The organism is Pseudaminobacter soli (ex Li et al. 2025) (assembly GCF_003012705.1).
Lineage (GTDB): Bacteria > Pseudomonadota > Alphaproteobacteria > Rhizobiales > Rhizobiaceae > Pseudaminobacter > Pseudaminobacter soli.
On sequence record NZ_PXYL01000004.1, the window covers coordinates 111,299 to 123,265 of the forward strand.

Below are 11,967 nucleotides of genomic sequence, written 5' to 3' on the forward strand. Positions count from 1 at the left end.
ACCCGAATGCCCGCCAAACAGGACTTTTCGGACTTCCATTACACATCGGCAGACGGGCTACGGCTTTATGCCCGAATCTACGGCGAGGACATCGTCAACGGACCTCCCGTGGTTTGCCTCGCAGGACTGACCCGCAACGCGCGCGATTTTCACGACCTGGCCCTTTTCCTGTCACGACGAGCCCAGACGCCACGCAAGGTCATCGCCTTCGACTATCGCGGACGCGGGCAATCCGCCTATGACAAGAACTGGCAGAACTACAATGTGGTCGTCGAGACGGGCGACATTCTGGCCGGTCTCGATGCACTCGAGGTCGAGCGCGCAGCCTTCATCGGCACCTCGCGCGGGGGATTGATCATCCATGCCCTTGCCGCCATGCGCCCGGCAGTGCTGGGAGCCGTCGTCCTGAACGACATCGGCCCCGTGATAGAGGGGGCAGGACTCGCCCACATCCGTGCCTATCTCGAAAACGCGCCCAAGCCGAATGATATCGATGACGCCGTAGCGATCCAGCGGGAAGTGCATGGCCGGGCCTTCCCCGCGCTCACTGCGAAGGATTGGCGCCGATTCGTCGGCGCCATCTATCGCGAAGAAAACGGCAAGCCCGCCCTCGATTTCGACCCGGCCCTGCTGAAAACCATATCCGAAATGGACATGAGCCAGCCGCTGCCAGTGCTCTGGCCGCAATTCGACGCGCTTTGCGATGTGCCAATTCTTGCGATCCGGGGTCAGAACTCGAGACTGCTTGCCGCAGAAACGCTAGCGGAGATGGCGCGCCGCCATCCGGACATAGAAACCGTGACGGTGGTCGGGCAAGGCCATGCGCCCTTGCTCGAAACCGGGGATCTGCCGAAACGGATTTCAGCGTTCCTCGATAGGGCGATGCCCAGCTGAAAGCCCTTCGCCTCACCGCTGAGCCTTGGCGGAAAATTCCTCCGGTCGCTGATTTTGTCGTCGCGATTCAGCAAAAGCAACGAGCGAACATGCGCTCGATTCGAAGAATGCCAACCGAAAATCCATCATTCAGGCCGGTGTCGGGCGTGCGATCTGGGAACCACCCGCGACCTTTCAGCACTTTGTCGCGCTTTTTTTGGCCAATCGTCGTTATAGCTTATTGCTTGTGCGCGCCCTTTTCATTATCCAGCGAAGCGCGCCGGAGAGGTGGCCGAGTGGTCGAAGGCGCTCCCCTGCTAAGGGAGTAGAGGTCAAAAGCTTCTCGTGGGTTCGAATCCCATCCTCTCCGCCAGCACCATGCTGGTTGCGAAACGGTTCCGGCACCCGTCCTCAGAATTAAAACTCCATCGCTTATGAGCGCCGGCTATCGCTGCCGACTGGGGACACCTAGTGGCGTCAACTCGTGCGAAACTCAAAACCGACGCAGGCGTCGCCTTGGTCGCCGCGCCATACTTTTGAACGGTGTCGCTCTTTCAGGGCTAGTGCGGCGCGTTAAATCCCCTTGCTGGAACTTGAAACCCGCCAGGGAGAATGACCATGGTCAAACCGCTTTCCGAAAGTCTCGCCGAGATGTCGGCCCACGCGAAAGACGCCGAAGACCATATTGCCGCCGCGCAGAAGGAAGCTCACGACAAAATCGTCGCTCGCAGGGAGAAGTCCCGCGCCACCGTGGAGGCGTCCATAGCGAAAGTGAATCAGGACATGCACGCCGTCGGCAGCACCCTCGCCGACAAATGGAAGACGCTGCAGGCGAAGATTAGTGCCGACAAAGCGGCCCTGAAGGCGAACATTGCCGAGCGGAAGCACGAGAGAGACGTCAAGCACGCCGAAAGCCACGCCAAGTCACTTGAATGGGAGGCCTCGCTCGCGATCGACTATGCCGTCGCATCGATCGATCAAGCCGAGCTTGCCGTCTACGACGCCATTGTCGCGCGCGCTGAAGCAGACAAGGCAAAGTCATCCTGAACGTCAGGGCGATCGTCATTCAGTAGCCGTGTCGTACCCTGCTGGAAGCCCGCCCGCGAGGCGGGCTTCGGTATTTGTTCGGGCCTAGTTCAGGCCGAGAGCGCCTTGGATTCTCGGCATTTGAATCAAATGCCACTGTGGATATTGAAAATCGCGTAAGGGAATCGGCGCCCAATGCTCCCCATGAGCACACAAGACCGATACGACGTCATCATGGACCCCACCGACACCTGGACGGTGTGGGACCTCATCAACGACGAACCCGCCATGTTCGGCGACCATGTCCTTGCGGCGCTTACGCAGGTGGAGGCCATGGCCGCGCGCGACGTGATGAACGATGCTTGGCGCCGCCTTCAGGAAAGCGCGCTGAACAAGCAAAACAAGCAGACTGACGCAGCTTGAGTGGGAGCGACGCCAACCCGGCGCGCTTGGCTCACATAACTATAATGTGAAGTCGAGTTGATATCCCGTAGCGATGGCTCTCGGAGGCTGTCGCTACTGCCGCAGCGGAAGTCAGGCCTTGGCCGCCGCGATCTCTCCCAGCGAAGTGAGCACTTTGCGCTGTTCATCGGGTGTAAGAACGTCCACGTCGAAGAGACGCTGGCTGCGGATACCCTCCAGAGCCAGATAGATGATCAGCGCGGCGCTTTCGCTCTGCGCTCCAGCCTTCATCCGATCCAGCAATGTGCGATTGTACCGCTTGACCGGCGCCAAAAGACCTGGATTTTCGGCCATGGCCGCCAGGATACCCGAAGGCGGCGGCTGGCATTGCTCGAGATCGACCATGAAAAGCTCAAGATAGGCCGCCAGTAAGCTGTTCGGCTTGCCCTGCAATTCCTTGTCTTTTTCGCAGAGGGCGTCGTCGAACAGGTTTAGGTGATACTCAACCAGCGCCTCCAGCAGCTTGGCCTTATTGGGAAAATGATAGAGCAAACCGCCCTTGGAAACCCCGGCACGCTGGGCTACGGCGTCGAGCGACAGGTGCGCAGGGCCAACATCACGCGACACCTCTGCAGCGGCTGCGAGAATTTTTTGTCGGGCCGTGACCTTGCCATTCGTCATCGTGAACTCCGGAACGCAATTGACAATACCGTCCAGACGGTACAGTAAATGCGCCCCAGTTTTCAACCGCCTTGTTGGTTTAACGGTATAGCGATGAAGACGACCGCCTCAACACCTCAAGCCCATCCTCGATTTCGGTGCAGCATATGATCAAGCGCTTCATAATCGCCCTTATTTTCCTCGTGCTGGTTTGCGGCGGCATCGTCGGCTTCAACATTTTCCGCGACAAAGCGATCAAGCAGTACTTCGCCAACATGCCGGTGCCGACGACCACCGTGTCGTCGCAAACGGTCGAGCCGATCACCTGGTCGCCAAGCATCGAGGCCCTCGGTACCGTCAGTGCGTCGCAAGGCGTTGATCTGACGGTCGAAAGCGCCGGCATCGTCAAGGAAATCCGCTTCGCCGGCAACGAGCAGGTCAAAGTCGGCTCGGTCCTGGTTCAGCTCGACGACGCTGTCCAGCAGGCCGACCTGGCTGCGGCCAAGACGCAGGCTGGGCTCGATCAGACGACGTTGGAACGCGCCTCCGTGCTGCAGAAGCGCGGCGTCGGCTCGGACGTGACGGTCGATTCCGCACGCGCGGCGTCTCAAGCCTCGACTTCGCAGGTCGCCAAGCTCCAGGCATTGCTCGATCAGAAGCAGCTGCGCGCGCCGTTCTCCGGCACCATCGGCATCCGCAAGGTGGACATCGGTCAGTATGTCTCGCCGGGCACGATCGTGGCTACGCTGCAGGACCTCGAGACCATGTATGTCGATTTCTCGGTGCCCGAGCAGCAGCTCAACCTGCTGAGGATCGGCGGCCCTGCCCGCTTCGGCCTGACCGGCGAAGACATGCCGTTCACCGGCAAGATCATCGGCATCGAGCCGAAGATCGATCCGGTCTCGCGCCTGGTCAAGGTTCGCGTCGAGGTCAGCAACCCCGAGGGCAAGTTGAGCCCCGGCCAGTTCGTGCAGGCCAGGGTCCTGCTGCCGGAAGAAAATAACGTCGTCGCGCTGGGCCAGACCGCCGTGGTCAGCAGCCTTTACGGCGACTACGTCTACGTCATCCGTCCGGCCGACAAGGACGCCAATGGACGACAGGCTGCGGCAGGCAAGTCCGATGCGAAGCCTGCGACGAACGGTGCCGTTTCGTCTGCCGAAGCCGCCGAACCGGCAAAGCCGGAGGCGCTTGTAGCCCGTCAGGTCTTCGTCAAGACCGGCCGCCGCTCCAGCGGCCTGGTCGAGATCCTGAGCGGCCTGCAGCCCGGCGACAAGATCGTCACGGCCGGCCAGAACCGCCTGTCCAACGGCTCGCCCGTGGCAATCGACAACACCATCAATCCCGCCAATCCGGCGCAACCGGAGCCGGCCGCTAAATGAGCTTTTCAGACATTTTTATCCGCCGCCCCGTCCTTTCGACGGTCGTGGCGTTCATGATCCTGCTCCTGGGTTTCCAGGGCATCTTCAATCTTACGGTTCGTCAGTATCCGAAGGTCGATGAAACGGTCATCACGATCACTACCGCCTATCCGGGCGCGAGCCCGGACCTGATCCAGGGCTTCATCACCGCGCCGATCGCCTCCGCGGTTTCGACGACGGAGAACATCGACTACGTCACCTCGCAGAGCCGTCCCTCGGCCAGCGTCGTGACCGTGCAGATGAAGCTGGGCTCCAACCCGGACGTCGCGCTGACCGAAGTCATGTCGAAGGTGCAGCAGGTGAAGAGCCAGCTGCCGACCGACGCCAAGGACCCGACCATCGTCAAGGGCACCGGCCAGCAGTTCGCGATCATGTATCTTGCGATGCAGAATCCGAACATGACCTCGGAAGAGCTGACGGAATATATCGAGCGCGTCATTCGTCCGCGCGTCTCGACTATCCAGGGCGTGGCCGAAGTCCAGGTGCTGGGCGCGGCCAACTACTCGATGCGCGTTTGGATCGACCCGATCAAGCTGGCCGCACGCGGCCTGACGGCATCGGAGGTGCTGGGCGCGATCAATTCGTCGAACTTCCTGGCGGCTCCCGGCAAGACCAAGAACGAATATGTCGCCCAGGCGATCACGATGCGTTCGACGCTGCAGACGCCCGAAGCATTCGGCGCCCTGCCCCTGCGTTCCGAAAACGGCGGCGTGGTTCGCCTGCGCGATGTGGCCAAGGTAGAGCTGGCCGCTGAAAGCACCGACACCGTCGTCAACTTCAATGGCAAGCCGGGCACCTTCATCGGCATCTTCCCGACGCCGTCGGCCAACCCGCTCGACACGGCGTCTGCCGTGATCAAGGAACTGCCGGCCATTCAGTCGAGCCTGCCCGAGGGCATGACCATCACGCTGGTCTACGACTCGACCGAAACCATCAGCGCTTCGATCGAGGAAGTGTTCAAGACCATCGGCGAGGCGGTAGCCATCGTCGTTGTGGTCATCTTGCTCTTCCTCGGCTCGTTCCGCTCGGTGATCATGCCGGTGGTGACCATTCCGCTGTCGCTGATCGGCGTCTGCTTCCTGCTTCTGACAATGGGTTACTCGATCAACCTGCTATCGCTGCTGGCGATGGTGCTGGCCATCGGCCTGGTCGTCGACGACGCCATCGTGGTGGTGGAGAACATCCACCGACATATGGAAGAAGGCATGACGCCAATGGAGGCGTCCTTCAAGGGCATGCGCGAAATCTTCGGGCCGGTCGTCGCCATGACGATCACGCTCGCCGCCGTGTTCGCGCCGCTTGCCTTCACCGGCGGCCTGACAGGCTCGCTGTTCCGCGAGTTCGCCATGACTCTCGCCGGTGCGGTCGTGCTCTCCGGCTTCATCGCCGTGACCATTACGCCAATGATGTCGGCACGCATCCTGAAACCCGGCCACGGCAGGTTCCAGGCTATTGTCGACGGAACCTTCGAGCGTCTCGCCAACGGCTATGAGAAATTGGTCACAGGCTCGCTGAAGTACCGCCCGGTGACCTTGATGATCGTGCTGGCCCTGGTGACCGTCACCGGCTTCATGTTCTTCAAGACATCGAGCGAACTGGCGCCGGAAGAGGATTCGGGCGCCCTGTTCTCGCTCATGACCGCGCCGCGCTACGCGACATCAGACTACACGAGCCTCTATGCTGGCCAGATCCGTGACCTCACCAAGGATCTGCCGGAGCTGCGCGCCAACTTCTCGATCGTAGGCATGGGCGGACAGACCAATACCGGCTTCTCCGTCTGGGCGTTCAAGGACTGGGCCAGCCGCAGCCGCTCGCAGAAGCAGATCCAGCAGGACATCCAGAATCGCCTCAAGCCGGTTGCCGGCGTGCAGGCACTGGTCTTCGCTCCGCCCTCGCTTCCGGGCGCCGGCGGCGGCCTGCCGATCTCGATGGTCATCCAGTCGACGGGTGATCCGAGTCAGGTCTACGAGGTTGCAGAGGAGATCAAGCAGAAGGCGCAAGCCTCCGGCCGGTTCATCATCGTGCAGAACTCGCTGGCCTTCGACGCACCGCAGGTGACGATCACCATCGATCGCGACCGCGCGGCCGCACTGAACATCCCGGTGCGTGACATCGGCTCGACGCTCGGCCTTCTGGTCGGCGGCGGCTCGGTCGCGCAGTTCGACCGGGATTCGAACAGCTATGACATCATCACCCAGGTGCCGGACCAGTTCCGCAACAACCCGGAGAAGCTCGGACAGTTCTTCGTGCGCAGCATCACCGGCGACATGGTGCCGCTGTCGGCGGTGGTCGACATCAAGACCAACGCGTCCCCGTCCTCGATCGAGCAGTTCAACCAGTTGAACTCCGCGACGATCTCGGCCTTGCCCGTGCCGGGCGTGACCACGGGTGACGGCCTTGCGACGATCGAGGAGATCGCCAAGCCGCTGCTGCCGGCCGGCTTCTTCGTCGACTATTCGGGCCAATCGCGCCTCGAAAAGGAGCAAGGCAACACCATCCTGATCGCGTTCTCGCTGGCCGTGGTCGTGATCTATCTGGTGCTGGCGGCTCAGTTCGAGAGTTTCCGCGATCCGCTCATCATCATGATGTCGGTGCCGCTCTCGATCTTCGGCGCGATTATACCGCTCAACCTGGGACTGGGTACGCTCAATATCTACACCCAGGTGGGTCTGATCACGCTGATCGGTCTCATCACCAAGCACGGCATCCTGCTGGTCGAGTTCGCAAACCAGCAGCGCGAGGAGCACGGGCTATCGCGGAGCGAGGCAATCATCGCCTCGGCCAAGACCCGTCTGCGCCCGATCCTGATGACCACTGCGGCCATGGCGCTCGGCGTCGTGCCGCTGATCATCGCGGCCGGCGCGGGTGCTGCGGCACGTTACTCGATGGGCCTGGTGATCTTCTCGGGCATTCTGGTGGGAACCATCTTCACCCTGTTCGTGGTGCCGATGTTCTACACCTTCATCTCGCCCAAGGAGATCCGCCACCATAAGGACTCCACCGGGGCCGAGCCGGCGCCGGAAGGCGGCGAAGCAGTCGCCCACTCCTGACCGATCGAAACGCCCGGGCCACAGCCCGGGCGTTTCTGCTAGGATCGCCACAGAAACCGGGCCATGCGGCCAGAGAAAAATCCAGCGGTCAAACCGCTGGATTTTTGCTATCTGGCCACCGACAAGGCGTACAGGCGCCCCTTAATCAATTCGAGAGCAACGACACCATGACCAAACGTCCGTCCCTCACCCCGATCATCGAGGCCCTGCCGTCGACGGTTCCGTTCGTTGGCCCCGAAGCGCAGCAGCGCACCAGCGGCCGTGCCTTTCGCGCGCGCATCGGAGCCAATGAAAGCAGCTACGGCCCCTCGCCCAAGGTCATCGCCAGGATGGAGGAAGTGGCCAAAGATATGTGGATGTATTGCGACCCAGACAACTACGATCTGCGCGTCGCACTTGCCGCTCATCTCGGCATCGGCAAGGACAATGTCGTGATCGGCGAAGGCATCGACGGCCTGCTCAGCCTTGCGGTGCGCATGTTCGTTTCGCCGGGCGACGCTGTGGTCACTTCGCTCGGCGCCTATCCGACCTTCAATTTTCACGTCGCGGGCGTCGGCGGCCGCCTGGTTACCGTGCCTTACGAGAACGACCGCGAAAGCCTCGACGGCTTGCTGGAGGCGGTGAAGCGCGAGAACGCACCGCTGGTCTACCTGTCCAATCCCGACAACCCGATGGGCACCTGGTGGGAGACGGACGAGCTCATCCGCTTCATGGATGCGCTGCCGGAAACCACGATGCTGATCCTCGACGAAGCCTATGGCGAGACGGCGCCTGCGGCAGCCCTCCCCCCGGTCGACGTCAATCGGCTCAATCTGCTGCGCATGCGCACCTTCTCGAAGGCATATGGCCTGGCCGGCATCCGCTGCGGCTATGCCTTCGCCGATGAGGAGGTTATCGCGAACGTCGAAAAGATCCGCAACCACTACGGCGTCAGCCGCATGGCCCAGATCGCCGGTCTCGAGGCGCTGGCCGACCAGGACTATCTCGCCACTGTCGTTGCCAAGGTTGCCGCGGCGCGCGACCGCATTTCGGCGATCGCACGCGACAACGGCCTGACGCCGATCCCGTCGGCTACCAATTTCGTCACCATCGATTGCGGCCGCGATGCCGACTTTGCCATGAAGGTGATGCAGGACATGCTCGCGCGCGAGGTGTTCATCCGCAAGCCGATGGTGCCGGTGTTGAACCGCTGCATCCGCGTCAGCGTCGGTCTCGACCATGAGATCGACATTTTTGGCGAGGAGCTGCCGCGCGCCCTGGCGGCGGCGCGCGGGAACTAAGCATAGCTCCCCCCCGGGCTTAATGGTCGTGGAAGATCAGAGACTGATGTGTGCCAGCGCCGGCGGTGGCACCATCAGCAACGGCGATTGCCACCGAGGAAAAGCTCCGCGTGGCGTCGCCGCATGCAAAGACGCCCGCGACCGTGGTTTCCTTGGCCCCATTGGTCTGGATAAGCGAACCCAGCGGGCCCTCCTCCAGTACACAGCCTAGTTGCGCGGCCAATGGGCTCGCGGGGCTGATTTTGCTCATCGTGAAGAGCCCGGCGAGCGGGATCACCCGACCGTCACGCAGTTCCACATCCGCCTGGTCGCCGGCAATGCGCGCGACCGGTTCACTCTCGACTTTCACGCCTCGCGTTTGCAACTTCGCAAGCTGATCCGCATCCGGAACGAATGCCCCGTTGAGAAACAGGGTCGTCGGGCCCCAATCCGGTAGCATCAGCGCGTGGTGCATCGACATGTCGGAGACCGCAAGAACGCCGATCTGGCCCTGATCCAGCTCATAACCGTGGCAATAAGGGCAGTGAAAAATGCTCTTGCCCCAACGTTCGCGTAAGCCCGGCACGTCCGGCAGTTCATCGGCTACACCGGTTGCCAGAATGAGACGCCGAGCCTCGAAGTCCCCATGCGAAGCTGTTTGGGCGGAGAAGCCCTTGTCAGCCTTGCCGACCGCTTCGACAAGATCGTCGGAGAATTCGACCGTCTGATATGCGGCCAGTTGCTTGCGAGCGTCGGCGACGATCTCGCCCGGTCCACGGCCGTCCTGGCCGAGAAAGCCGTGTGATGTCGACGCAAAGCGATTGCGGCGCTGGCCGGCATCGATCACCAGGATCTTGCGGCGCGCGCGGGCGAGCTGAAGGGCGGCGGACAGCCCGGCATAGCTGCCGCCGACGACGATGGCATCGAACATCACGGTTTCCTTTCAAGATTGCGCTTATGCGCAGCAACATGCGCGCGAAAATCATCGGCCAGCTGAGCTAAGCTGACTGTTCTGAGCCGATCGATCAGCAAGGCCTCGGCCTCGGCAAAGGCAGTGGTGAGCGAACGATTTACGGTCTGCTCGACTAGGCAGGCGGGGCTTTCGAGGTGAATGCCCATCGCCATCAGTTGCGGTGCGCCGAGCGCGTCATAGACGTCCTTCAGCGTAACGGCCGATAAATCGCAAGCGATCTCCCAGCCGCCCCCATGGCCTTTCGCGGAACGCACGAACCCGGCCTCACGCAACCCGGCCATTGTGCGCCGCACGACGACGGGATTGGTCATCATGCAACCGGCAAGTTCTTCCGATGTCATAGGCTGCCCCCGCTCCGCCATGTGCAACAAGGCGTGGAGGACCGCTGAAAGTCTGCTATCTCGCTTCATGTAACTTACGATGTTACAAGACTCCAGCCACGTCAAGCCGTTGGCGGCGGAAAATCCACCAACGCGATCCATCTTGAATTAATTGAACGTTCGTTTTATTCTCGTTTGAACGAGGAGAAAACATGGCGCGCACGACAGGATCGGACGGCGGCAGGACGGAAGCGGCAATCCGCGAGGCGGCGATCAGCCTGATCGCCCGCTACGGCTATGAAGCCGTTTCGATGCGCCAACTGGCCGCCGAAGTCGGCGTGCAGGCAGCGGCGCTCTATCGGTACTTTCCCACCAAGGAAGACCTGCTTTTCACGCTGATGCGCGAACACATGGAAGGTTTGCTCGCTGCATGGGACGCGGCGCGTCTGGCGACCGCCGATCCACGCGCGCGGCTTGCCGCCTTTGTGCGCAACCACATCCGGTTCCACGTCGAAAGACGACATTCGACCCATGTCTCCAACATGGAGTTGCGCAGCCTTTCGCGCGATAATCTGACCCAGATCCTGCGGCTGCGAACATCCTATGAAAAGGAGCTGCGGCAGATCCTGCGCGACGGTGCAGAGGCCGGCGTGTTCGTGATCGACGACGTGGGCCTGACGGCAATCGCCATCATCCAGATGATCACCGGCGTGATCGTCTGGTTTCGTCCGGACGAGCGGCTATCCGTCGAGGAAGTGGCCGAAACTTATCTTTCAATGACTATGCGCCTGACAGGCGCCGAAATGCCCAGGGAGGTGCAACATGTACACGCACACGCTTGATTTCGGGCAAGGCGAGGACATTGACGCGCTACGCGACATGGTGCGCCGTTTCGCGCAGGAGAAGATCGCGCCGCTCGCCGCCGAAATCGACCGCTCCAACCAGTTTCCCGCGCATCTGTGGGCGGAGCTTGGTGCGCTCGGGCTGCTCGGCATGACCGCCGACCCGGATTTTGGCGGCAGCGGCCTAGGTTATCTGGCGCATGTGGTGGCGATGGAGGAGATTTCGCGCGCCTCGGCCTCTGTCGGCCTCTCCTATGGCGCGCATTCAAATCTCTGCGTCAACCAGATCAACCGCTGGGGCACACCGGCGCAGAAGGAAAAATATCTTCCAGCGCTCTGCTCGGGCGAAAAGGTCGGGGCGCTCGCCATGTCGGAGCCGGGTTCTGGTTCGGATGTCGTTTCGATGCGCCTGCGGGCGGACAAGCGCAACGACCGCTTCGTGCTGAACGGCAACAAGATGTGGATCACGAACGGCCCTGACGCCGATACGTTGGTCGTATACGCCAAGACTGAACCCACGATGGGCTCGCGCGGCATTACCGCTTTCATCATCGAGAAGAATATGGACGGCTTCTCCGTGGCGCAGAAGCTGGACAAGCTCGGCATGCGCGGCTCCAACACAGGCGAACTCGTTTTCGAGAACGTCGAGGTGCCCTTCGATAATGTTCTTGGCGAGGAGGGACGCGGCGTCGAGGTGCTGATGTCGGGGCTCGACTATGAACGGACCGTGCTTGCCGGCGGCCCGCTCGGCATCATGTCGGCATGCCTGGACGTCGCCGTGCCTTACGTGCAAACCCGGCGCCAGTTCGGGCAGGCCATCGGCGATTTCCAGCTCGTGCAGGGCAAGCTCGCCGACATGTACACGACGATGAACGCCTGCCGCGCCTATGTCTACGCTGTGGCGTCGGCCTGCGATCGTGGCCAGACCACCCGCAAGGACGCCGCCGGCTGCATTCTCTACGCCGCGGAAAAGGCCACGCAGATGGCACTGGATGCGATCCAGCTTCTTGGCGGCAACGGCTATATCAACGACTATCCGACCGGACGACTGCTGCGCGACGCCAAGCTCTACGAGATCGGCGCCGGCACCAGCGAAATCCGACGCTGGCTGATCGGCCGCGAGATCATGGGGGAGAGCATCTGA

The 11,967-nt window shown here is 61.7% G+C and carries 11 protein-coding genes and 1 tRNA gene; 9 read left to right on the top strand and 3 right to left on the bottom strand.

The annotated features are described in order from the left end of the window. The first annotated feature begins 6 nt into the window (after window positions 1-6). The 4 genes from C7I85_RS09415 (at window position 7) to C7I85_RS09430 (ending at window position 2,322) form a co-directional block, all read left to right on the top strand. Window positions 7-894 carry an alpha/beta fold hydrolase gene (locus C7I85_RS09415; protein ID WP_106723720.1) on the top strand — a complete coding sequence of 296 codons (888 nt, stop codon included), beginning with the start codon at window positions 7-9 and terminating at the stop codon, window positions 892-894. A gap of 261 nt (window positions 895-1,155) precedes the next feature. Beyond that, window positions 1,156-1,246, top strand: a tRNA-Ser gene (locus tag C7I85_RS09420). 245 nt (window positions 1,247-1,491) lie between these two features. Next, window positions 1,492-1,920 (top strand): hypothetical protein, encoded by a 429-nt coding sequence (locus tag C7I85_RS09425; protein WP_106723721.1) that lies wholly within the window; start codon window positions 1,492-1,494, stop codon window positions 1,918-1,920. 183 nt (window positions 1,921-2,103) lie between these two features. After that, complete coding sequence (locus tag C7I85_RS09430) at window positions 2,104-2,322, top strand: hypothetical protein (RefSeq protein ID WP_106723722.1); 219 nt, start codon at window positions 2,104-2,106, stop codon at window positions 2,320-2,322. Window positions 2,323-2,433: 111 nt separating this feature from the next. On the opposite strand, the gene C7I85_RS09435 is transcribed toward C7I85_RS09430, so the two are convergent. Beyond that, on the bottom strand, window positions 2,434-2,982 hold the full coding sequence (locus tag C7I85_RS09435; protein ID WP_106723723.1) for a TetR/AcrR family transcriptional regulator: 549 nt from the start codon (window positions 2,980-2,982) through the stop codon (window positions 2,434-2,436). A gap of 146 nt (window positions 2,983-3,128) precedes the next feature. Between C7I85_RS09435 and C7I85_RS09440 the strand changes: the two genes are divergently transcribed. The 3 genes from C7I85_RS09440 (at window position 3,129) to C7I85_RS09450 (ending at window position 8,709) form a co-directional block, all read left to right on the top strand. Continuing rightward, the gene (locus C7I85_RS09440) at window positions 3,129-4,340 is read left to right on the top strand and encodes an efflux RND transporter periplasmic adaptor subunit (protein ID WP_106723724.1); all 1,212 of its coding nucleotides are present in this window, start codon (window positions 3,129-3,131) and stop codon (window positions 4,338-4,340) included. Then, window positions 4,337-7,429, top strand: coding sequence for an efflux RND transporter permease subunit (locus C7I85_RS09445; protein ID WP_106723725.1), 3,093 nt, complete (start codon window positions 4,337-4,339; stop codon window positions 7,427-7,429). The genes C7I85_RS09440 and C7I85_RS09445 overlap by 4 nt, the downstream gene beginning before the upstream one ends. A gap of 167 nt (window positions 7,430-7,596) precedes the next feature. Next, entirely contained in the window at window positions 7,597-8,709 is a 1,113-nt protein-coding gene (locus C7I85_RS09450; protein WP_106723726.1) for a pyridoxal phosphate-dependent aminotransferase, read from the top strand. A gap of 19 nt (window positions 8,710-8,728) precedes the next feature. On the opposite strand, the gene C7I85_RS09455 is transcribed toward C7I85_RS09450, so the two are convergent. After that, on the bottom strand, window positions 8,729-9,622 hold the full coding sequence (locus C7I85_RS09455; protein WP_106723727.1) for an NAD(P)/FAD-dependent oxidoreductase: 894 nt from the start codon (window positions 9,620-9,622) through the stop codon (window positions 8,729-8,731). Next, the gene (locus C7I85_RS09460) at window positions 9,619-10,071 is read right to left on the bottom strand and encodes an Rrf2 family transcriptional regulator (RefSeq protein ID WP_106724083.1); all 453 of its coding nucleotides are present in this window, start codon (window positions 10,069-10,071) and stop codon (window positions 9,619-9,621) included. The genes C7I85_RS09455 and C7I85_RS09460 overlap by 4 nt, the downstream gene beginning before the upstream one ends. Before the next feature lie 122 nt (window positions 10,072-10,193). Here C7I85_RS09460 and C7I85_RS09465 point away from each other — a divergent pair, with 122 nt between their 5' ends. Then, window positions 10,194-10,823, top strand: coding sequence for a TetR/AcrR family transcriptional regulator (locus C7I85_RS09465; RefSeq protein ID WP_106723728.1), 630 nt, complete (start codon window positions 10,194-10,196; stop codon window positions 10,821-10,823). Further along, a complete protein-coding gene (locus C7I85_RS09470) occupies window positions 10,804-11,967 on the top strand; it encodes an isovaleryl-CoA dehydrogenase (RefSeq protein WP_106723729.1) in 1,164 nt (387 codons plus the stop codon). Before C7I85_RS09465 ends, C7I85_RS09470 begins: the two co-directional genes overlap by 20 nt.

Bases quoted from the DNA above. Each gene is read 5' to 3' on its own strand.
- C7I85_RS09415 (WP_106723720.1), top strand. From the start codon at position 7: ATGCCCGCCAAACAGGACTTTTCGGACTTCCATTACACATCGGCAGAC.
- C7I85_RS09425 (WP_106723721.1), top strand. From the start codon at position 1,492: ATGGTCAAACCGCTTTCCGAAAGTCTCGCCGAGATGTCGGCCCACGCG.
- C7I85_RS09430 (WP_106723722.1), top strand. From the start codon at position 2,104: ATGAGCACACAAGACCGATACGACGTCATCATGGACCCCACCGACACC.
- C7I85_RS09435 (WP_106723723.1), bottom strand. From the start codon at position 2,982: ATGACGAATGGCAAGGTCACGGCCCGACAAAAAATTCTCGCAGCCGCT.
- C7I85_RS09440 (WP_106723724.1), top strand. From the start codon at position 3,129: ATGATCAAGCGCTTCATAATCGCCCTTATTTTCCTCGTGCTGGTTTGC.
- C7I85_RS09445 (WP_106723725.1), top strand. From the start codon at position 4,337: ATGAGCTTTTCAGACATTTTTATCCGCCGCCCCGTCCTTTCGACGGTC.
- C7I85_RS09450 (WP_106723726.1), top strand. From the start codon at position 7,597: ATGACCAAACGTCCGTCCCTCACCCCGATCATCGAGGCCCTGCCGTCG.
- C7I85_RS09460 (WP_106724083.1), bottom strand. From the start codon at position 10,071: ATGAAGCGAGATAGCAGACTTTCAGCGGTCCTCCACGCCTTGTTGCAC.
- C7I85_RS09465 (WP_106723728.1), top strand. From the start codon at position 10,194: ATGGCGCGCACGACAGGATCGGACGGCGGCAGGACGGAAGCGGCAATC.
- C7I85_RS09470 (WP_106723729.1), top strand. From the start codon at position 10,804: ATGTACACGCACACGCTTGATTTCGGGCAAGGCGAGGACATTGACGCG.